Here is a 22,150-nt window from a genome sequence, read left to right as displayed (position 1 = left end):
GTTACGAACTCAGTTTGGCCGCTTCGAGCAAGCGTTGTAAAATGACGGTAGCTTCGGCACGTGTAATGACATTGTTCGGCGTAAGCTGTCCTTGATTGCCTATGATAATTCCGTATTTAACGTTAAGTGCAGCTGCCGCTCTTGCAGACAAGTCGAGCAAATGATGGTCTTTGAATGTGCTAAGCTGTTGAGCGGCTTCGCTATCGGAAATCGCTGTATCCATCCCAGCAAGCTTCATGGCTTTCCCCAGCAACACCATTGCTTCTTCTCGGCTTAGCTTCTCGTTGGGAGTGTACTGGCTGTTGTTACTTGCCGTAACTAACCCGTAGCCTTCCGCAATGGAGACCGTTTCGTAATACCATTGCCCGCTGTTGACGTCAGTAAAGCTAGTAGGCTGATCAACCGTGTGTAATCCGAGAGCCCGGACCAACATCGCCGTGAACTCAGCTCGGGTAATTTGCTTGTTCGGTTGAAAGCTCGATTCAGTGACACCTTGGACGATCAGCTTGGACGCTACTTGTTCGATATCATACTTCGCCCAATGATTCTGAATATCCGCAAAGGTTTTGTCATTCTCTATAACGGCATAGACGCTATTTGTCAGGCTATAAATGACAGCAAAGGTCTTGCCGTTCTCCCTCATCATTCGGGTAGGTACCGGCACGATGTTTCCATCCTTCGTCATCGTAATCCCCGTTATATTTTTATTGTGATCATCTGCTGAATTGGGAATGACAATCGTCCGCTCGACATAGCTAAGAAACTTGTTGAGCTCAATCGTCTTACCGCCATGTGCTGCTGTGATGTTGAAATCAATCGGCGGCGACAAGAGTCTTGCCTTCCCTATACTATTAGCAAGTTGCACGATATCGCTTTCTGGTACATTGGTAATCTCGACTTGAATCACCATGTTTCGCAGTGCATCCTCCGAACCGAAACGCTTCGTGACAAGACTCCAATCGATCCGGTTGGCAGCTAGAAGATAGGAACCAAGCTCCGTTTGAATTAGAATAACTGCGTTTCGGTCATTCAGTGTTGTGATAAGCTGACCGTTTAAGAGCAGAAGAACACGATCTGAATCATTATGGACCGGTATGTTAATGACTGGCTTATCGGGTAAGGAATCGAGGTAACGCGATAATTTCTTCTCGTCGATGGTTACCGTTGTCACTTTCTTTCCGTTCATAACAGCAGTTGTTTCTTTGGCTAAATCCTTCTGTTTAACTCCATTGATCTCGATCTCTAGCCCTAAGCTTGGAATTGGGCTTGTACTTGAGCTTGTACTTGGGTCTGAGCTTGAACCTGAACCGGATTCAGGAGTCGAGATGTTCAGCGTAAACGTGGCAATCGTCTGATTTCCTGCTTCATCGATGACGACTAGCGTGTAGTTGCCAGAAGATATAACTCTCGTTCCGGTTGTGAAGGGCTGACCGTTTAATGTAGCGGTACCTTCATTAAATCCAATCGTCAACGGACTGGTGTAGTTGCTTATTCCTACAGTTAGACCGGTTATAATCGGGTTTGTTCGATCAATTGTGAAAGAAATCATTGTGACGTTACCCGCCTCATCCGTCACCACAAGCGTATAGTCACCTTCGGCAAAAACCGTTGCGCCACTTGCGAATGGATCTCCGTTCAAGGTCGCCGTACCTTCATTGAACGTAATCGATTGATTCGTGTTATAGATAGAGCCGTCGGTCACACCGCTAATGATCGGGACCGTTTTATCGATCGTGAATGCAATGGTTGTAACGTTGCCCATCGCGTCCGTTACGATGAGTGTGTAGTCGCCCTCGGCACTGACTTCAGATCCGCTAGCAAAGGGATCTCCGTTCAATGTTGCGATTCCCGTGTTAAACGTGATCATTCTGTCGGTATTATAACTCGATCCGTAAACAACCCCATTAACGGTTGGGCCGGTTTTGTGGATCGTAAAGCTGACTGTCGTAACGTTGCCCACCGCATCGGTCACAATGAGTGTATAGTTGCCTTCAGCGGAAACGGTCTCGCCACTTGCGAATGGATCTCCGTTCAACGTTGCCGTACCTTCGTTAAAAGTGATCGTTCTGTCGGTGTTGTAGCTCACCCCGTAAACAACGCCGGTGACGGTTGGAGCGGTTCTGTCAATGATGAAGTTGGCCGTCGTAACGTTACCCGCCTCATCCGTCACCACAAGCGTATAGTCACCTTCGGCGAAAATGGTTGCGCCACTTGCAAATGGATCTCCGTTCAAGGTCGCCGTACCTTCATTGAACGTAATCGATTGATTCGTGTTATAGATAGAGCCGTCGGTCACACCGCTAATGATCGGGACTGTTTTATCGATCGTGAATGCAATGGTTGTGACGTTGCCCATCGCGTCCGTTACGATGAGTGTGTAGTCGCCCTCGGCACTGACTTCAGATCCGCTAGCAAAGGAATCGCCGTTCAACGTTGCGATTCCCGTGTTAAACGTGATCATTCTGTCGGTATTATAACTCGATCCGTAAACAACCCCAGTAACGGTTGGGCCGGTTTTGTGGATCGTAAAGCTGACTGTCGTAACGTTGCCCACCGCATCGGTCACAATGAGTGTATAGTTGCCTTCAGCGGAAACGGTCTCGCCACTTGCGAATGGATCTCCGTTCAACGTTGCCGTACCTTCGTTAAAAGTGATCGTTCTGTCGGTGTTGTAGCTCACCCCGTAAACAACGCCGGTGACGGTTGGAGCGGTTCTGTCAATGATGAAGTTGGCCGTCGTAACGTTACCCGCCTCATCCGTCACCACAAGCGTATAGTCACCTTCGGCGAAAATGGTTGCGCCACTTGCAAATGGATCTCCGTTCAAGGTCGCCGTACCTTCATTGAACGTAATCGATTGATTCGTGTTATAGATAGAGCCGTCGGTCACACCGCTAATGATCGGGACTGTTTTATCGATCGTGAATGCAATGGTTGTGACGTTGCCCATCGCGTCCGTTACGATGAGTGTGTAGTCGCCCTCGGCACTGACTTCAGATCCGCTAGCAAAGGAATCGCCGTTCAACGTTGCGATTCCCGTGTTAAACGTGATCATTCTGTCGGTATTATAACTCGATCCGTAAACAACCCCAGTAACGGTTGGGCCGGTTTTGTGGATCGTAAAGCTGACTGTCGTAACGTTGCCCACCGCATCGGTCACAATGAGTGTATAGTCGCCTTCAGCGGAAACGGTCTCGCCACTTGCGAATGGATCTCCGTTCAACGTTGCCGTACCTTCGTTAAAAGTGATCGTTCTGTCGGTGTTGTAGCTCACCCCGTAAACAACGCCGGTGACGGTTGGAGCGGTTCTGTCAATGATGAATTTCACCATCGTGACGTTGCCTGCTGCATCGGTTACAACCAGCGTATACACACCATCCTGATCAATCTTTGTACCGCTTGTATAAGCAGTTCCATTCAATTGCGCTGTCCCTTCATTAAAACTAGGAACTACCGATATATAAATTCCGCCCTCCATTACTCCCGTAACAATTGGCGCCACATTTTCGATCTCAAAGTTAACCGTTGTTACATTACCTACTGTATCGGTTACAACCAGCGTATACACACCATCCTGATCAATCCTTGTACCGCTCATATAAGCAGTTCCATTCAGCTGCGCTGTTCCTTCATTAAAACTGGGAGTTACCGACTTATAAACCCCGCCCTCGCTTACCCCTTTAATTTTAGGTGCTGTTGTGTCTATCTCAAAGTTAATCGTTGTTACATTGCCTGCTGTATCCGTTACAATCAGGGTATACACACCATCTTGTGAAACCTGTGCACCACTAACAAAAGCAGCTCCGTTTAAAGTCGCGGTTCCTTTGTTAAAGGTAATCGTTTTGATTGTGTTGTATATTACACCATTCGCTATTCCCGTTACGGTAGGTGCTATCGTATCAACCTTGAAAACCACCGTCGCACTATTGCCTGCTTGATCGGTGACGATCAGTGTATACGTTCCATCCTGGGTGATGTCTGTACCACTGGTATAGGGACTCCCATTAAGCAATCCGCTGCCTTCATAAAATAGAGGATTAACTTTGCTATTATATACTATGTTATTCACTACATTTGTAATAACAGGAGCTATTGTATCTACTGTAATTGTACTACTAATAGTTGAGTTGCTTGAATTACCAACTCTATCTTTATATTGTACATATACGTTTTTGACTCCCTGTCCAGCCGGAAGGACCCATGACCTCCCGTTCAGATCAGCGATACTGAACCAGCTGGTCTGCCAAGTCCCATTAACATTGGAGAGACGCACCTGCTCAACTCCTGAGCCGCTTCCATCCGTATAGGTTCCTTTTAAAGTGACCATCTCTGATTTCGTCCATGCAGCACCATCATTAATAATCAGTGCACCTGTTGGTGCTGTCTGATCCAATAGAATGATCTGAGAAGAACTGGCAGATATCGCATTGTTGGAATCTCTCACCTGCATATAGATGTTCTTCGCCCCATCCCCTCCACTTAGACTGAATGTTGCTGTATTGCTGAAAGGCAACCAAGATGCCGCCGATAAATTAGCAACGCTATTCGCAAATCTCATATGGGTAACACTATCACCTGCATCAGGATCTGAACCTGTTACGGATAGATTGACTGTGCTGGCGCTTGTCGCTGTTCCCTCCGCAATTTTGAAAGAGCCCGTAGGCGGGGTATTCGTCGGTCCGGTCTCATAAGTAACGACTAGCTTCGGGCGAAATGCAGCATTCGAAGCTTCTAAGGAATACAATAAAAATCTCCCGCTGTCTGCATCTGCTTCATTGCCGTTAAGTGTAAAAGTTACTGTGCGATCAGAACCACCCGTAAAGGCATCGACAGCACTCTTAACATTGAAAGTAATCGATTGATCCTGAAGATAAGTGCCCATCGGCACTTCCGCAGTGCTTTTCGCCGTAAATTTATCTGAAAAAGGGCTATTCACATCTACGAAGGGGAAGGTACCATTAAAATTATGGTCCAAACTATTCGCAGCAGAGCCCCTTGCCTCCATGTACAGCGTGTGATTCGGGACTCTTAATACAGTAGCAACCGTCACAACCAGCTCTGCTGATACAATGGTCCCTTCTGGAGCACCTAAATTGAAAGATGCGGCCATTCTATTGCGCACATTGACGAAGCCGTCATTATTGCTCATGCCGACATATAGATAACCATCTCCGTCATTATCATAGATTCCGTTATATTCCGCTTGACCATTTAATTGCATCGTATCAGCAGTTGCTGTATAGGTCTTTGTAACTGTGCCTCCTGCTGCTTCAGCACTCGGTACCAACCCGGGTGTGATTGTCGTGAATAGAATAGCAATCGTCATGAATAGAGTTAGAATTCTTTCTCTCAATGTTTCTCCCCATTTCATATAAATATCAATATAATACTTTATGTAATATAATTACATTATAAATAAATAATACAAAATAAAAATTTATAGACAATAGCCTTACGAATCCTATCTTGTCTATGTAATCTATCCATTATATAATTCCAGCATTTGAGAGAATAGTTACTGCTGTCATCACTATTGTCACATGACAAATTTGTAAATTTAACCAGTTATTATTCATCCTATTTAGGTATACTTTAGAGAACGAAAAAACTGGCCTCATGTGTGTTCAATCAGTTGAGAACTGTTACGTATCCCTTCTCGTTCAGCTACCTCCTTATAGCTCGATGAACCCTCTTAATACGCTCTGACCGCCTTTAATTTGAATTCCTCTGTATACTTCTGAAATGTTTGACCTTTTTTAGCCATAAAAAATATCCCCTCCAAGTGGCACTCAAGCCTACATGATAACATGAAGGTTTTTTTGAGTGTCTACTTGAAGGGGATAATATCAATCAGCGGGTCTTTCAAATGGAGCCGAGGGGAGTCGAACCCCTGTTCGAAGATAATGACACATAAGCTTCTACGAGTCTACTTACAGTTTTGATGTCATCCTAGAAGCATTCTAACCAATATTTGATAAGTCATTCTGATTAAGGAGACTGGTCATAGGAATAACTCCTTAGTATAGTGATCCATTTATATAAGTTAATCCTGAATATATCGGTTTTTCACAGTGCTTCTTCAATACGCAGAAAGTACCTTTGGCGCTACAGATGATGGCTGGATCCTTTTAATTTTTAGAAGTTGCTAATTCCCTGCGGAATCAAGATACGCTTCAGCTTCTTCTATCGATTCGTACAAGTTTGCAATATCTTTAAACATACGATTCATTTGCGTTTTGTAGAACGCCGTAGGCGCAACATACACCCATTTGTGTTTTGTGGACATTCCAGCTTTCACAGCATCTTCACCAGTTGGAGCAAGAATTGCCATCACCTCTTGCTTAAATACCAGACCACCAGTGATTACAGTCATACCTGTAAACCCTCGCTTAGTTTTCTTCAGTATCTTCGGAAATTGTTCTGCGTACGCAAAGGCATCCTCAACTTCCATACCGTCCGATGTTACAATAATTCTGTTTTTATTTTTAACATAATCAATAGTGAAACTCATAATAGTAATTCCCCCGAATATTTTTGCTTTTGAGTGCTTAATGCCATAATCTAATCTTATATCAGTTCGAGCTCTTATAGATGTAGTTTCGGAAAATGTGCCACTAAATATTAACTTCAAAGTGAATGATCTAATTTTAGATGTAGACAACATGTCTACAAGAATAAATACTTTTAGTTCCCCATAATTCCTTGTCTGCATTCGGTCTACAATTCAATCACTAAACAGCAAAAAAACCGCTATCTCAGCGGGTTCCTCTTATGGAGCCGAGGGAAGTCAAACCCCTGTCCGAAGATAACGGCACATAAGCTTCTACGAGTGTAGTCAGAGCTTTGATGTCACAAAATTCATGACTCCCGCCAGAAAATTGTTTTACGGTGTAGTTGTAATTCTAAACTCAAAACTGTGCTATAGCGAAAAATCGGTAACACCCTTTTTATAGGAAAATTTAAGACTATATGTTTCTTCTTTTCCATAGGGCATTGTAGCAATTTTTATACGAGTATAATCAAGCCTGCTATCTCTTAAAACTCTCTTTACCAAGGCTATACTACGTTCTTCTTCCGTAATGATACAAAATATATTAAGAGCATATTTTTTTGGGTCGGAAATGCATTTGCCCATATCAAAGCCATCAACACAACCTAAGTTAGCATCTATTAGAGATATGTCCAGGTATTCCATTACTTTATCTCTTAACCAGTTATCACGTTGGCTTCCTTTTTCACTTTTTAGAGGATACTGTACTACTAACCAAAATTTTTCACTCATTCATAATCACCAGCCAATGAAGAGATTATTATAATAATTATAACAAAGAAACTTTGCAAAAGGGTATCGTTAACAATAGTATGGGTACCATCCTCATGCGGACGGTATTCGTGGTGGTAGAGAAATCTTTTGCAGTTTAAAAATATGCATACCAAACATTCCGAGACCTCATAGTAGACATGATAAACCACAAGTACACATGTGAAATTGGCTGAAGTCATTAAAAAACATTGCCTAACTTTAATTATGAGGATACAAAAAAGCGACCCCTAAAGGTCGCTTTTTCTAATACTCCATATGGAGCCGAGGGGAGTCGAACCCCTGTCCGAAGATAACGGCACATAAGCTTCTACGAGTGTAGTCACAGTTTTGATGTCACCCGAGTATCGCCCCGTAACCGGCTATACGTTGGGTCAGCCTGATTGTCTTCTTCAGCTCACCGCAGGCGGAGATGAGACAGCGTATCCCACTATTTGTTAGCCCCTATCCCTGTCACATGGGCGATGCAGAGTAGAAGCACGCACACAGTTTCTTAGGCTGCGAAAGCGTAGTTGTTTTGTTGTTTGCCGTTTAATAGGCTTTAGCGTTGATGAAGCGGACGCGTCCCCACTACTCGCTACTCATGCTCGAACTATCCCCGTCGAATCCAAGAACGGCCCCTCATTAAAAAGGGCGCTTCGGATCAAGCGGATCTTCCAAGCAAGAGAGATCCAATCTACAGCTTCTTATTCAAGAAAACTGTAACGAAGCAATAACTAACTTACTTACTCAGTATAGCACATTTATCAACACTTTAACACGTGGGTTAAAGGAATTGAAGGTTGAAACTGGAACTCATTTGAATCGTCTAGTTCTCCCAGATTATCTGGCGATCTTTTGCTTATCACGCAGTACACGCTGGATATCACGTTGAGCATCTCGCTTGGCAGCCGAGTCACGTTTGTCATACTCCTTTTTACCTTTACCAAGACCAATCAACAGCTTCGCATAGCCATTCCGCACATAAATCTTGAGTGGCACAATCGTAAATCCATCTCGCTTGGACAAGCCCAGCAGTTTATGAATTTGCTCCTTATGCATTAACAATTTACGTGTGCGTGTGGGATCGGTAGGATTGGCACGGTTACCTTGTTCAAAAGGGCTGATATGCATGTTGTGAATCTGAATCTCACCATTGCGGATCGTAGCAAAAGCATCTCCAATATTAGCGCGGCCATTACGCAGCGACTTGATCTCTGTACCCGTCAGCACCAAGCCAGCTTCATAAGTATCCTCGATAAAATAATCATGGGAAGCTTTCTTGTTCTGGGCGAGTACTTTCCCGTCTGCTTTTTTACCCATGAGAATCACTCCTTGAATCATATTCATAAGTTAAAGTAACCATGTCTGTCTAATCTTAAACGACACAGCCATCGAACGTCTGATCTATATTGTAACAAATGGAATCAAGTGAGCGCAAGGAACCTTCAACCAAATATACCTCACCTAATTTGTCATATAGTTGTCAGTAACATTACCCAATATCTAGCATTTGTTACAAAAAACATTAATTTGAGTTGATCTGGACTTTTTTGGAAAATAGCGAGGTTACCCTTTTACTTGTGCGCCTTAATTAACAGATAGTTATCCACTAATTTCCACATATCTATATCCATCTACCCTAATTACTTATTACATATTTGTTCTCAATTATCCGCTTCCCCCTACTTGGATATACATCTATTCGACGCCTATTCAAATAGTGCCGCTTTTACCTATACTGTGCCTATCCTATACTGCACCTATCCACTTTGCTATCACCTACGTTTTCTATATAAATGTATTTCGTGCAACTATTTAAGCCTTATCACCGCCAAAAAACTAATTAGTTGCACTTTCTGCAGCTAAAAAAGCAAAGTCAGACCAATTAGAGGTAACTCATCAGATTTAGATGTACAAAATGCAATTAGCTACCACTTTTACTATATAACCCAAATTTAACTGCACATAATGCAATTAACCAAGCCTATTATGAGTTAAAAAGCACCGCCCCAAGAGGGACGGTGCTTAGTATCGTTATAGAGTTAGGCAACGCATAACCGTCATTTATTTCTTTTTACGCTTACGTGGTGCTCCTTCTGGAGCGCCGCCATTATTGTCACTTCGTTTAGAAGTGACTTGCTCAGAAGTCTCTACGTTGCCTGGTGTAACGGACTGGCCGATGAACACGCCGCCTTTGGTTTTCTTTTTGCGGCGGCCTTTGCCTGTAGGAGCGCCGTTACGGCCTTCTCCACCGCCAAAGTTCCCCCCGCGATCCTCGCGGCTGCGGAACTTCGTGCTGCCGTCCACGCCCCGCGCTTCGCCGCCGGAGGAGTCGGACGCAGGAGCGCCGTATCCGCCTTTGCCTGAGCCAAAGCCGAAGCTGATGCCGCGTCCACCACCGGCACCGCCGGTGTCTCCTCCGCGGCCTCGCCCGCCGCTGCGCTCACGCGGCGCGCCTGCGTTGCCGCCGGCTTCGCCTCCGCGCTCTGCGCCCGGCGCAGCAACTACCCGGCTCGCATCCTCGCCGGCCTCGCGCCCGCGCTTCCGCTTACCGCGGCCGCCCGCTGCGCCAACACCGGCCGCTTCGCGCGTCCCTTCACCGGCGCGCACAGCTGCGCCCGGCTTGCCCTTGCCCGCGCCTGCAGCAGCGCCGCCGGGCTTGCCTTTACCGCCGCGTCCCTTGCCCGCGGCGCCTTTGGCCCCGGCCGGCTTAATGAAGCCGCCGCCCGAACGGCCGCCCTTGCCTCCGCGGCCGCCTGCAAAGCCACCGCCGCGGTGCTCACCTGGCGCGCGTGGCTTCATGTCGACCAACTCGAAATCGATCGTGTGGTCATCCATATTTACTTTGGCGACTCGGATCTTCACCTCGTCACCAATGCGGAACACACGCGATGTGCGCTCGCCAATAAGCGCCATATGACCTTCGTCGAAGTGATAATAATCGTCGCTCATTGCACTGAGACGAATAAGACCTTCGACGGTATTATCCAGCTCGATGAACATTCCGAAGCTGGTCACACTGCTGACCATAGCCTCGAATTCCTCGCCTACTTTATCCTGCATGTATTCTGCTTTCTTCAGTTGCTCCGTATCGCGTTCAGCTTCTACCGCCACACGCTCGCGTTCCGAGGACTGCTGAGCAATGTCAGGCATCCGGCTAGACAAATAATCATGCCGTTTCTGGGTCAGTGCCCCTCCATTCTCAATCACTTCACGCATTACGCGGTGAATGACCAGATCGGGGTACCGGCGAATCGGAGAAGTGAAGTGAGAATAGTATTCCGCAGCCAGTCCGAAATGGCCCGTGCTCTCCGCATCATACTTTGCCTGCTTCATAGAACGCAACATCATCGTACTGATGACCGTCTGCTCCTTTGTGCCTTGGATTTGCTCCAACAAATCCTGCAAAGCACGTGGATGAACCGAATTGCCACGACCCTTGACGTGATATCCGAAATTGGCCGCAAAAGCCATGAAATTCTGCAGCTTCTCTGGGTCTGGATCTTCGTGAATCCGGTAAAGGAACGGAACCTTCAACCAGTGGAAATGTTCAGCTACTGTTTCATTTGCCGCCAGCATGAACTCCTCGATAATCTGTTCAGCTACAGAACGTTCACGCTTCACGATATCTACAGCCTTGCCGTTCTCATCCACGATGATTTTGCTCTCTTCAAAATCAAAATCAACCGCACCCCGGCGCATCCGCGCATCGCGCAGCTTCATCGCCAATTCTTTCATGAGGCGGAAATCGTCAATTAGTGGACTATAACGTTCCAGCAGCTCTGGATCTTCGTCTTCGAGAATTTTACGAACATTGGAGTAAGTCATTCTCTCTTTGGTGCGAATCACGCTCGTAAAGACATCGTGCTTCACAACCTTCATTTGCTCGTTAAATTCCATTTCACAGGACATTGTTAACCGGTCTACCTGTGGATTCAAGCTGCAAATCCCGTTCGATAGACGGTGCGGCAGCATCGGAATAACCCGGTCTACCAAATACACACTACAACCGCGGTCATAGGCTTCTTTATCCAGCTCAGAGCCTTCACGCACATAATAACCTACGTCTGCTATATGGACGCCCAGCTTGTAATGTCCATTCTCCAAGCGCTGTACGTTTACCGCATCATCCAAATCCTTAGCATCTTCGCCATCAATCGTAACAATGTTCAGTCCGCGCAGGTCGCGTCTTCCTTGCTCCGCAATCTCCTCTTCTGTAATTGAATCAGGAGCACTATCGGCTTCATCCATCACTTCAGCTGGAAATGCTTCAGGCAATTGATGTTTGCGGATAATGGAAAGAATATCAACACCCGGATCATCCTTATGTCCGAGAATTTCAATAATTTCACCCTCTGCCGCTGCTCGGCCTTCCGGATAACTCACAATACGCACAACGACCTTTTGACCATCTACAGCACCTTTAAAGGATTGCTTCGGAATAAAAATATCACGATTAATCCGCTTATCATCAGGCAGCACAAAACCATAGGTCTCCAGGTTCTGAAAAACACCTACCGTCTGCAACACGCCACGTTTTACAATACGTACTACTTCGCCTTCCATACGTCCGCCGGACGGACTTTTAGAGGTAATACGAATCAGAACGATATCGCCATTCATAGCTCCCTTAAGATCATTTGCATGGATATATACGTCAGGATGATCACGATCATCCGGGATTAAAAAAGCAAAACCCTTCGCATGTGCTTGTAAACGTCCACGCAGTAAATCCATCCGTTCTGGCACGCCATAACGTGCAGTACGGGTCAATACAATTCTTCCATCCTGCTCTAATTCAATCAGCAGCTCCTCGAACTTTTTAAACCCTTCACTATCCTCTAGAGCAAAATGACTCACCAGCTCTTCATAAGTCATTGGTTTATATGCAGTTTCCCGCATGAAATCGAGTAATATTTCTTGTGTTATCATGTTCGTCACCCCAGCCCTCCGCGGCTTCAAGCCGCTGGCAAATATGTATATCTTGTCCTGCCCTGCAGTAATGCCAAGTAAATTTTACCTTTACTACTTCATACCCTAGTATACACGAAATCAATCCTGCGCATCCCTGTTACTGTCATCCAAAGGTTAACACAGTACAAAATTTCCTTTAACTGCTGAAATACATCCATGCCAATTTCAGATTTACTTCCTATCGATCCAGCCTTTTTCTTTGCGAATATGAAAAGAAAAGCACCCTTAGGTGCTTTTTAACTCCTTTTAATATAACAAAAAAGCCTCCGCTCTATTCCATTTAGAACAGAGCGAGGGCTTACGGTAGATCTTTTAGTCGATTAGAATAGCAGCTAGAATCGCCATGATGAAGAAACCAGCAGCAAGTCCAACAGTTACACGTTGTAGTACAAGCTCCATACCACGAGCTTTTGTTTTACCAAAGAGATGCTCAGCACCGCCAGAGATGGCACCGGAAAGACCCGCGCTTTTCCCCTTTTGCAGAAGAACGACCGCAATAAGACCGACGGAAAAAATCAGGAGCACAACTTTCAAAAAGATATCCATTCACTTCCACCTCCTACGCCTAAGCATCACTATCTATGGTAATTTAGGTTATCACGATACATAAACAGTATTCTTATTTTATCATAGCGCTGTCGGTAATACAACAGCTTAGACTGTTAAGTCGTAGCTTTTCTTGCAAGATAAGGATAAACCTATTAAAGTCTATCTTCTTCAAATCATAAAAAAGACCCACCATAACGGCGGGTCTTCGAAGTCTGCTATAAAGGCAGATTATCTTTTAAGGTTGTAGAAGGATTTCAGGCCGTTGTATTGAGCCAATTCACCCAACTCATCTTCGATGCGAAGCAATTGGTTGTATTTAGCAACACGGTCTGTACGGGAAGGAGCACCTGTTTTGATTTGACCAGCATTAGTCGCAACAGCGATATCAGCGATTGTGCTATCTTCGGATTCACCGGAACGGTGGGAGATAACTGCTGTGTAACCAGCACGTTTAGCCATTTCGATAGCATCAAAAGTTTCAGTCAATGTACCAATTTGGTTAACCTTAACCAAGATGGAGTTACCGATACCTTTTTCGATACCTGTTGCAAGACGCTCAGTGTTAGTTACGAACAAGTCGTCACCAACCAATTGGACTTTGTCGCCCAATTTTTCAGTAAGCAATTTCCAGCCATCCCAGTCGTCTTCGGACATACCGTCTTCGATTGTGATGATAGGATATTTTTCAACCCATGAAGCAAGAAGGTCAACATACTCAGCGGAAGTGTAAGATTTACCTTCGCCAGCAAGGGTGTATTTACCGTCTTTGTAGAACTCAGTGGAAGCAACGTCCATACCCAAGAATACGTCAACACCTGGTTTGTAACCAGCTTTTTCAATAGCTTCGATGATTGTAGTGATTGCTTCTTCATTCGAACCAAGGTTCGGTGCGAAACCACCTTCGTCACCTACAGCTGTGTTCAGGCCTTTGGATTGAAGTACGGATTTCAAGTTGTGGAAGATTTCAGCACCTGTGCGAAGAGCTTCTTTGAAGCTTGGAGCTCCTACAGGAAGAACCATGAACTCTTGAACGTCGATGTTGTTGTCCGCATGCTCACCACCATTGATGATATTCATCATTGGTACTGGAAGAGTTTTAGCGTTGAATCCGCCCAGGTATACGTACAAAGGAATATCCAAAGCTGCTGCAGCTGCACGAGCTACTGCCATGGATACAGCTAGGATTGCGTTAGCGCCCAATTTACCTTTGTTAGGAGTTCCGTCCAAAGTAATCATCAATTTGTCGATGCCCACTTGGTCAAGAGCGTCCATACCGATAACTTCTGGAGCGATGATTTCATTTACGTTCTCAACAGCTTTCAGAACGCCTTTACCCATGTAACGGGATTTGTCGCCATCACGAAGTTCTACAGCTTCGTGAGCACCAGTGGAAGCGCCGGAAGGAACGATAGCGCGGCCTTTAGCACCGGATTCCAGATAAACGTCAACCTCTACAGTAGGGTTACCACGGGAGTCAAGGACTTCGCGAGCATATACATCAGAAATAATAGTCATGTAAGTTAATCTCCTTTTAACATTGTTTTGGTCTTACTTGTATAGCTTAAAATCAAAGGCGTTATACCTTACCTTACTTACGGCTAGCAATCATGGATTGTCCGGTCATTTCCGCAGGTTGCGGAAGTCCCATCAAATCTAGGATTGTTGGTGCTACGTCTGCAAGAATACCGGATTCACGCAATACAACATTCTCAGTAGTCACGATGAACGGAACAGGATTGGTTGTATGAGCTGTGAACGGGCGACCGTTCTCGTCAAATACCATATCTGCATTACCATGGTCAGCGATAATAATGGCAACGCCACCTTTGGCAACAACCGCATCCACTACTTTACCTACACACTCATCCGTCACTTCTACAGCCTTGATTGTTGGTTCCAGCATGCCGGAGTGTCCAACCATATCAGGATTGGCAAAGTTAAGAATGATAGCATCCTGTCTTTCCGCTTCGATTTCCGCTACGCAGGCTGCAGCCACTTCGTATGCGCTCATCTCAGGTTGAAGATCATAGGTTGCCACTTTAGGAGAGTTGATTAAGATCCGGGTTTCACCAGGAAGCTCCTCGTCACGTCCACCGCTGAAGAAGAAGGTTACATGCGGATATTTCTCAGTTTCCGCGATGCGCAGTTGCTTCTTGTTTTGTTGAACAAGCACTTCACCCAATGTGTTATCCAGGTTCTTCGGTGAATAGGCTACATAACCTTGTACCGTTTCGCTGAAAGTAGTTAGGCATACGAAGTGCAGGTTTTGCGGGAACAAAGGACCACGGTCGAAACCGCGGAAATCTTGATTCGTGAACACTTGTGACAATTGAATAGCACGGTCAGGACGGAAGTTGAGGAACACGACGGAATCGCCGCTCTCTACTGCCGTTACAGGTTTGCCTTCACTGTCTACAATTACACTAGGTTCAACAAATTCATCAAATACCGAGTTTTCATAAGATGAAGTGATGGCTTGCACAGCATCCGTGTATTTAGGGCCTTCACCATAAACCATAGCACGGTAGGCTTTCTCTACACGTTCCCAACGTTTATCACGATCCATTGCGTAATAACGTCCGGACACCGTTGCAATTGTACCCACGCCAACCTCTTCGATTTTAGCTACTAGATCTTGGACAAACTTCTTCCCACTATCAGGAGCTACGTCACGACCGTCCATAAAAGCATGGATATACACTTCATGCATATCTTCTTTTTTAGCCAGGTCAAGCATAGCAAACAAGTGGTTAATATGGCTATGTACCCCTCCGTCGGATACAAGCGCGTAAAGGTGAAGCTTTTTGCCAGTGTTCTTAGCATTTCTAACTGCGCTAACCAGGGTTTCGTTATCGAAGAACTCGCCCTCGCGGATCGATTTATCAATACGAGTCAAATCCTGATAAACGATCCGGCCTGCACCAATATTCAAATGCCCTACTTCGGAGTTGCCCATTTGGCCTGCCGGAAGGCCTACAGCTTCACCGCAAGCAGTGAGTGTAGTGTTAGGATATTGTTTCAGGTAACGGTCATAGTTAGGTTTGTTGGCTTGAGCAACGGCATTACCTTCTGTCGTTCCACGCAAACCAAAACCATCCATGATGATCAAAGCTACGGGTTTTGGAGCTGACATCTTACTTCGCCCCCTCAACCAATTGAACGAAGGAATCCGGTTGTAAGCTGGCACCGCCAACAAGCGCACCATCGATGTCGCTTTGGCCCATGTACTCAGTTACATTCTCAGGCTTCACGCTGCCGCCGTATTGAATACGAACAGCTTCAGCTGTTGCTGCATCATACAGATCTTTTACAAGACTGCGGATGTAAGCAATAACTTCGTTAGCATCTTGGGAAGTGGAAGATTTACCTGTGCCAATAGCCCAGATAGGTTCGTATGCAATAACAACTTTTGCTGCTTGCTCGGCACTAAGACCTTGGAATGCAGCTTCAGTTTGTACTTTACATACTGCTTTAGTTTGATCAGCTTCACGCTCTTCGAGCTTTTCGCCAACACATACGATAGGAGTAATTCCGTGACGGAATGCAGCATGCATTTTCTTATTCACGATTTCATCCGTTTCGCCAAAATAAGCGCGACGCTCAGAGTGGCCAATGATAACATAGTCCACACCAAGATCACTTAGCATTACACCACTGATCTCGCCTGTGTAAGCACCGTTATCTTCAAAGTGTAGGTTTTGTGCACCAATCTTGATGTTAGTACCTTTTGCAGCTGCTACAAGTGCAGGCAGGTTAGTAAATGGAGCGCAGATTACAGTCTCAACGCCTTCTACTTCTGCTTTGCCTTTAATTTCAGCAATAAAGCTTTCTGCTTCAGGAACTGTTTTGAACATTTTCCAGTTACCTGCAATAATAGGTGTTCTCATGACTTATGTTGCCTCCTTCTTAGGTCTTACTTATCGTTCAGTGCTTCTACGCCAGGAAGCGCCTTGCCTTCCATGAACTCAAGGGATGCACCGCCACCAGTGGAGATATGATCCATTTGATCAGCCAGGTGGAATTTCTCTGCTGCTGCTGCGGAATCTCCGCCACCAATAACAGTGTAACCTTCAGTAGTTGCACAAGCTTTTGCTACTGCAAGTGTACCTTCAGCGAATTTATCGATTTCGAATACGCCCATAGGTCCATTCCAGACAACCAGCTTGGAGTTCTTGATAATATCGGCATAAAGTTCACGAGTCTTAGGTCCGATATCAAGTCCTTCCCAACCTTCTGGGATTTCATTGTAATCAACGATCTTAGTGTTAGCGTCAGCACCAAATTTATCAGCAACAACAACATCAACAGGAAGCATGAAGTTTTTACCAAGTGCTTTTGCTTTTTCGATGAATCCAAGAGCAACGTCAAGTTTGTCGTTGTCTACTAGTGATTTACCGATTTCAAAACCTTGTGCTTTAGTGAATGTATAAGACAACCCACCGCCGATCAGGACGTTATCAGCCAAAGACAACAAGTTATCAATAACATCAATCTTGTCTTTAACTTTCGAACCACCGATGATCGCAGTGAAAGGACGTTCTGGGTTAGAAAGAGCTTTACCAAGAACAGACAATTCTTTCTCCATCAAAAGACCGGATACAGCTGGTAGGAAATGAGCGATACCTTCTGTCGATGCATGTGCACGGTGAGCCGCACCAAACGCATCATTAACAAACAAATCAGCCAATTCAGCGAATTGTTTAGCCAGTTCAGGATCGTTTTTCTCTTCACCTGGGTAGAAACGAACATTCTCAAGTACAAGTACGTCGCCTTCGCCTAGCTCAGCGATTTTTGCTTTTACAGCTTCGCCAATTGCTTCGTCAGCTTTAGCTACTGGTTTGCCAAGAAGCTCGGACAGACGTTCAGCAGCAGTAGTCAAACGCATGGAATCTACGAATTCGCCTTTAGGACGACCCATATGACTCGCAAGAATGATCTTTGCACCGTTCTCGATCAAATATTTAATGGTTGGAAGTGTTTCGCGAATACGAGTATCATCAGTAATTTTACCGTCTTCTACAGGTACGTTGAAATCCACGCGTACAAATACGCGCTTACCCTTTACTTCTACATCACGGACGCTTTTTTTGTTCATGATTAATTCCTCCACACCCAAAATTGTTTCTAGCAGGAAACAAGAAATACATTTAGAAAGAGCGGAAACAAGGAATTTCTGTTTCCGCTCTATAGATGTTGCTTATATCAAGTCAATTACTTAGCGATTTTAGCGAATTTCTCCAAAGTACGAACCAATTGTGCAGTGTAGGACATTTCATTGTCATACCAAGCAACAGTTTTAACCAGTTGTTTGTCGCCAACAGTCAATACTTTAGTTTGTGTAGCATCGAACAGGGATCCGAAAGTCATACCTTTGATGTCGGAAGATACGATTTCATCTTCAGTGTAACCATAAGTGTCTGGATCGGAAGCTGCTTTCATTGCTGCGTTGATTTCTTCAACAGTAACGCTCTTATCAAGAACAGTTACAAGCTCAGTCAGGGAACCAGTTGCAACTGGAACACGTTGAGCTGCACCATCCAATTTACCTTTAAGTTCTGGAATAACCAGACCGATTGCTTTAGCAGCACCAGTAGTGTTAGGAATGATGTTCTCAGCTGCTGCACGAGCGCGTCTGAAGTCACCTTTAGCATGTGGAGCATCCAAAGTGTTTTGGTCGCCAGTGTAAGCATGAATTGTAGTCATCAAGCCTTCAACGATACCGAACTTGTCGTTCAGTACTTTTGCCATTGGAGCTAGGCAGTTAGTTGTGCAAGATGCGCCGGAAATAACAGTCTCAGTACCATCAAGAATGTCATCGTTAACGTTGTAAACGACAGTTTTCATGTCGCCAGTAGCTGGAGCGGAGATAACTACTTTCTTAGCTCCACCTTTCAAGTGTTTTTCAGCTGCTTCTTTAGTTGTGAAGAAACCTGTGCACTCAAGTACGATATCAACGCCTAGGTCGCCCCATGGCAATTCTTCAGGGTTGCGGTTAGCAAGAACCTTAACTTCTTTACCATTGACTTTGAAGAAGCCATCATGCACTTCAACATCACCTTGGAATTTACCTTGAGTTGTATCATATTTAAGCAAATGAGCAAGCATCTTAGCGTCAGTCAAGTCGTTGATTGCTACCACTTCGATACCTTCTACATTTTGAATACGGCGGAAAGCAAGGCGTCCAATACGTCCAAAACCGTTAATTCCAACTTTTACACTCATTGAATAGTTCCTCCTAGAATTCGTTTTATTTATTCAAAACAGACGGTGAGGTCTGTCATGACAACAATGTTAAGTATGATGCAAGAAGTATGTTATTGCCTGCAATCTAAAAACTACGAAGATAGCTGTAGTTGATTGTCAATTTCCTTGCCTATTTCTACTGCAGCAGCCTCGTCCGTGACGAGAATATTCTCCTGCCCGAAACGCAGCATGGCATGAATGGCTTTGGCCTTGGGTTTGCCTCCTGCAATACCGATGACTTTCTCTGTCCGGATAATATCTTCTAGACGTAGACCCATCGTAAGCATGGTATGGACAACCTGACCCTCTTCATTGAAATAATAGCCAAAAGATTCGGCCACTGCCCCTTCACCCTGGATTTCCGAGACTGTAGCCTCGTCCAGTTTGCGGCGGCGGGTCATTTCAATGGCATCCCCAATCCCATGTACAATAATACGCGAACTACGGATGGTTTGTACAATCTCTCCAATATTAGAGTCAAGTGCCAGCGATTGGTATGCATCCCCGCTAAGCAAATCAGGGACATGCAACAACCGGTAGTTGGCTCCAACCCGCTTTGCCATGGTTGAGGCAATCGTGTTGGCTTGAATCTCCATACTCTCTCCTAATCCTCCACGCGCCGGAACAAACCAAGCGTTCTTATAGGAAAGGGACAACGGCGGTGCCAGTTGATCAGCCATATCGGCAAGCGTCGATCCACCTGTGACGGCAACTGTATCATCTGCGCGAAGTATACTCAGCAGCGCTTTCGCACCCGCTCGGCCAAGCTCTCGTTTGGTGAACGGCGATGACTCACAATCACCCGGTACTACAATAACTTTATCCAGACCATACGTTGCTCGAATTTTCTCTTCCAGCTCATCCAGACCAAATAGGCTCTTAACAACCGGCTCTAGCAAATCAAGCAGTCTACGTCCAGCAGCGCTAATGCGCATGCCAACACTCTCGATCTCAATAAGCCCTTGCGATTTCAGAAGATCCGTCTCGGCACGCAGTACCCGCTCAGTCATATCTAGCGAAGCGGCTAGCGTTCTGCGCCCAATAATATCGGACAGCATGATCTGATGAAGAATCGTGTACCGTCTCTTAAGGGTTTCCATGAGATCAGGCAGAAGCTGCTTTTGGATATCTAATAAATTACGCATACTTTCACTCCTGCAACTTCGTCTTCCTCTATTCCCTTGTTCATGGTCTCAAAACGTCCCGGGTAAACTTTTTAAGTCCCACCCATATTCTAACCAAATATTGCTCGAAGCGCAAGTCTTCCGAGAGTAGAATTCTCAAGCGCTTGTCTTCTTATACATTAATAAGGTCAGAAAAAGATATAGCGCCCGATGCCTGTCCCTAGAGCGCTTGTCCAGTATTAATATTACATTGCAATTGTGTAAAAATTGTATTATAATCATTTTTGTTGCGCCCGTGGTCCAATGGATATGACGTAGGCCTCCGAAGCCTGAGATCCAAGTTCGATTCTTGGCGGGCGCGCCATTAATTTCATTTTTGCACATAATTTAGTAGTGCCTATACTACTACTTAACCAAAGAGCCGCTTGTCGGCTCTTTTTTTTGAATATAAGTTTGACTTTCTTTGACTTTTTGTTTGAATTTGTTTATCATGTGGGTAATACGGCAAGAGTAAAAATGAATACATTTGAAGAACCAATATCAAGGAGGTTTTCCACGTGAGTTATATTCCTATGGTAGTAGAACAGAGCAACCGCGGCGAGCGCGCTTATGACATCTATTCCCGCCTGCTGAAGGACCGCATCATTTTCCTTGGAACGGAGGTTAATGACGTGGTAGCCAATTCTATCATCGCACAAATGCTGTTCTTGGCTGCCGAAGATCCTGACAAGGACATTCACCTTTACGTGAATAGCCCAGGCGGTTCCATTACTGCAGGTATGGCTATTTTTGATACAATGCAGTACATTAAACCAGACGTTTCCACCATCTGTGTGGGTATGGCAGCTTCCATGGGAGCTTTCCTGCTAAACGCTGGCGCCAAAGGCAAACGCTTCGCACTGCCTAACAGCGAGATCATGATCCACCAGCCTCTGGGTGGTGCTCAAGGTCAAGCAACGGACATTGAAATCCGTGCCCGCCGCATCCTCAAATTGCGCGATAAGCTGAACCGTATTCTAGCAGAACGTACGGGTCAACCTCTAGAACGTATTGAGAAGGATACAGATCGCGACTACTTCATGACTGCTGCAGACGCGGCTGAATACGGTATCGTAGATAAAGTAATCGAGAAGACATTGCCTAGCGGTGTGTAAGCTATAAAGTAAAAATATAAAGAGGCTGTGCTCTATCCGTTATGGTTAGAGCACAGCCTCTTTATATTTTATAGAAGACCTAAATCCAATTAAGCCAGCCCGCCATAACCTAGCGCATCCAGCTTCTCGGCAATTACGCGATAACCCCGGCCATTCGGATGCAAATGATCAATGGATAACAGCCCTCTCTCATTTCCTGCGAACTCACTGTAAATCGAAGCAAATCCACATACTCGGCTGCTGTACTGTGCTGCGTATTGATTAAACTGCCTGACCCACTCTGTCGCACCAACCACCTGAGGATAGGGGTTATATAATCCCACAATTCTAATGATAAAAGGTCTACGCGTCCTCGCCTTCAATTGTATAAGGATATTCATAATTGCAGAGAAATTTTGTTTGCATTCCTGAAGCGATCTGCGCAGCTCTGCGGATAAGTTGCCTTGCTGTCTTGCTGCTGATTTGGCCGCGTGAATCAAATCATTACCACCGATAGACACAGTGATGATATCGGCTTCTCGAACGGCTTCACGCATCATGGAATTTCCGCGCAGCCGCTGCTCCAGCTCTGAAGTAGTCATTCCGTTCACGCCTAAATTCGTAGAGGCTACAGTAGTCCGCAGTCTCCCTTCTGCCATTCTACGGTACACCGGAACAAAACCGTTACCTGGCAGAGCACCAAATCCAGTCGTCAAGGAATCGCCAATTGCAGTATATTGGTAGCCCATAGCTCTCCCCCGTTCATAAACTAGTTACTCCCTTTAGCATATGAACAAGAGACAACTCTGGTAAGGGGGAGATGT

General features: G+C 45.3%; 14 protein-coding genes, 1 tRNA gene and 1 other RNA gene. 2 read left to right on the top strand and 14 right to left on the bottom strand.

Features of this window, described 5'->3' with window-relative positions; translation table 11 throughout:
• Position 1: 1 nt before the first annotated feature.
• The 13 genes from MHI25_RS01010 to MHI25_RS00950 form a co-directional block, all read right to left on the bottom strand.
• Positions 2-5,353: an S-layer homology domain-containing protein gene (locus MHI25_RS01010; protein ID WP_340394814.1), complete on the bottom strand. Its 5,352-nt coding sequence runs from the start codon at positions 5,351-5,353 to the stop codon at positions 2-4.
• 792 nt (positions 5,354-6,145) lie between these two features.
• Positions 6,146-6,511 carry a hypothetical protein gene (locus MHI25_RS01005; RefSeq protein ID WP_076126891.1) on the bottom strand — a complete coding sequence of 122 codons (366 nt, stop codon included), beginning with the start codon at positions 6,509-6,511 and terminating at the stop codon, positions 6,146-6,148.
• Positions 6,512-6,919: 408 nt separating this feature from the next.
• On the bottom strand, positions 6,920-7,282 hold the full coding sequence (locus tag MHI25_RS01000; protein ID WP_076126889.1) for a hypothetical protein: 363 nt from the start codon (positions 7,280-7,282) through the stop codon (positions 6,920-6,922).
• A 295-nt stretch (positions 7,283-7,577) separates the two neighbouring features.
• Positions 7,578-7,942, bottom strand: a transfer-messenger RNA (tmRNA) gene (gene ssrA / locus MHI25_RS00995).
• 201 nt (positions 7,943-8,143) lie between these two features.
• Positions 8,144-8,623, bottom strand: coding sequence for an SsrA-binding protein SmpB (gene smpB, locus MHI25_RS00990; protein WP_036687155.1), 480 nt, complete (start codon positions 8,621-8,623; stop codon positions 8,144-8,146).
• Between the two features lie 744 nt (positions 8,624-9,367).
• On the bottom strand, positions 9,368-12,235 hold the full coding sequence (rnr, locus tag MHI25_RS00985; protein WP_340395644.1) for a ribonuclease R: 2,868 nt from the start codon (positions 12,233-12,235) through the stop codon (positions 9,368-9,370).
• A 354-nt stretch (positions 12,236-12,589) separates the two neighbouring features.
• On the bottom strand, positions 12,590-12,823 hold the full coding sequence (gene secG, locus MHI25_RS00980) for a preprotein translocase subunit SecG (RefSeq protein WP_076126868.1): 234 nt from the start codon (positions 12,821-12,823) through the stop codon (positions 12,590-12,592).
• 231 nt (positions 12,824-13,054) lie between these two features.
• Positions 13,055-14,341, bottom strand: a complete 1,287-nt coding sequence (eno, locus tag MHI25_RS00975) for a phosphopyruvate hydratase (RefSeq protein WP_036687130.1) — start codon at positions 14,339-14,341, stop codon at positions 13,055-13,057.
• Between the two features lie 73 nt (positions 14,342-14,414).
• A complete protein-coding gene (gene gpmI / locus MHI25_RS00970; RefSeq protein WP_076303371.1) occupies positions 14,415-15,959 on the bottom strand; it encodes a 2,3-bisphosphoglycerate-independent phosphoglycerate mutase in 1,545 nt (514 codons plus the stop codon).
• A 1-nt stretch (position 15,960) separates the two neighbouring features.
• The gene (gene tpiA / locus MHI25_RS00965) at positions 15,961-16,713 is read right to left on the bottom strand and encodes a triose-phosphate isomerase (protein WP_036687124.1); all 753 of its coding nucleotides are present in this window, start codon (positions 16,711-16,713) and stop codon (positions 15,961-15,963) included.
• A 26-nt stretch (positions 16,714-16,739) separates the two neighbouring features.
• Positions 16,740-17,921, bottom strand: coding sequence for a phosphoglycerate kinase (locus MHI25_RS00960; RefSeq protein ID WP_036687122.1), 1,182 nt, complete (start codon positions 17,919-17,921; stop codon positions 16,740-16,742).
• Between the two features lie 116 nt (positions 17,922-18,037).
• Complete coding sequence (gene gap / locus MHI25_RS00955; RefSeq protein WP_036687120.1) at positions 18,038-19,048, bottom strand: type I glyceraldehyde-3-phosphate dehydrogenase; 1,011 nt, start codon at positions 19,046-19,048, stop codon at positions 18,038-18,040.
• Between the two features lie 113 nt (positions 19,049-19,161).
• Positions 19,162-20,214 (bottom strand): sugar-binding domain-containing protein, encoded by a 1,053-nt coding sequence (locus tag MHI25_RS00950; RefSeq protein ID WP_076126862.1) that lies wholly within the window; start codon positions 20,212-20,214, stop codon positions 19,162-19,164.
• A 268-nt stretch (positions 20,215-20,482) separates the two neighbouring features.
• Between MHI25_RS00950 and MHI25_RS00945 the strand changes: the two genes are divergently transcribed.
• A tRNA-Arg gene (locus tag MHI25_RS00945) sits at positions 20,483-20,557 on the top strand.
• A 193-nt stretch (positions 20,558-20,750) separates the two neighbouring features.
• Positions 20,751-21,347, top strand: coding sequence for an ATP-dependent Clp endopeptidase proteolytic subunit ClpP (gene clpP, locus MHI25_RS00940; RefSeq protein WP_036687113.1), 597 nt, complete (start codon positions 20,751-20,753; stop codon positions 21,345-21,347).
• A gap of 89 nt (positions 21,348-21,436) precedes the next feature.
• Here clpP and MHI25_RS00935 read toward each other — a convergent pair whose 3' ends face one another.
• On the bottom strand, positions 21,437-22,075 hold the full coding sequence (locus MHI25_RS00935; RefSeq protein WP_076126860.1) for a GDSL-type esterase/lipase family protein: 639 nt from the start codon (positions 22,073-22,075) through the stop codon (positions 21,437-21,439).
• Positions 22,076-22,150 lie beyond the last annotated feature (75 nt).

It is taken from the genome of Paenibacillus sp. FSL E2-0177, assembly GCF_037992975.1.
GTDB classification, from domain to species: Bacteria; Bacillota; Bacilli; order Paenibacillales; family Paenibacillaceae; genus Paenibacillus_AQ; species Paenibacillus_AQ odorifer.
This window is presented reverse-complemented; position numbering and strand designations above follow the sequence as displayed.

Coding starts and splice junctions, on each gene's coding strand:
- eno (WP_036687130.1), bottom strand. CDS start 14,341: ATGACTATTATTTCTGATGTATATGCTCGCGAAGTCCTTGACTCCCGT.
- MHI25_RS01000 (WP_076126889.1), bottom strand. CDS start 7,282: ATGAGTGAAAAATTTTGGTTAGTAGTACAGTATCCTCTAAAAAGTGAA.
- tpiA (WP_036687124.1), bottom strand. CDS start 16,713: ATGAGAACACCTATTATTGCAGGTAACTGGAAAATGTTCAAAACAGTT.
- gap (WP_036687120.1), bottom strand. CDS start 19,048: ATGAGTGTAAAAGTTGGAATTAACGGTTTTGGACGTATTGGACGCCTT.
- rnr (WP_340395644.1), bottom strand. CDS start 12,235: ATGATAACACAAGAAATATTACTCGATTTCATGCGGGAAACTGCATAT.
- smpB (WP_036687155.1), bottom strand. CDS start 8,623: ATGGGTAAAAAAGCAGACGGGAAAGTACTCGCCCAGAACAAGAAAGCT.
- MHI25_RS00960 (WP_036687122.1), bottom strand. CDS start 17,921: ATGAACAAAAAAAGCGTCCGTGATGTAGAAGTAAAGGGTAAGCGCGTA.
- MHI25_RS00935 (WP_076126860.1), bottom strand. CDS start 22,075: ATGGGCTACCAATATACTGCAATTGGCGATTCCTTGACGACTGGATTT.
- MHI25_RS00950 (WP_076126862.1), bottom strand. CDS start 20,214: ATGCGTAATTTATTAGATATCCAAAAGCAGCTTCTGCCTGATCTCATG.
- MHI25_RS01005 (WP_076126891.1), bottom strand. CDS start 6,511: ATGAGTTTCACTATTGATTATGTTAAAAATAAAAACAGAATTATTGTA.
- secG (WP_076126868.1), bottom strand. CDS start 12,823: ATGGATATCTTTTTGAAAGTTGTGCTCCTGATTTTTTCCGTCGGTCTT.
- gpmI (WP_076303371.1), bottom strand. CDS start 15,959: ATGTCAGCTCCAAAACCCGTAGCTTTGATCATCATGGATGGTTTTGGT.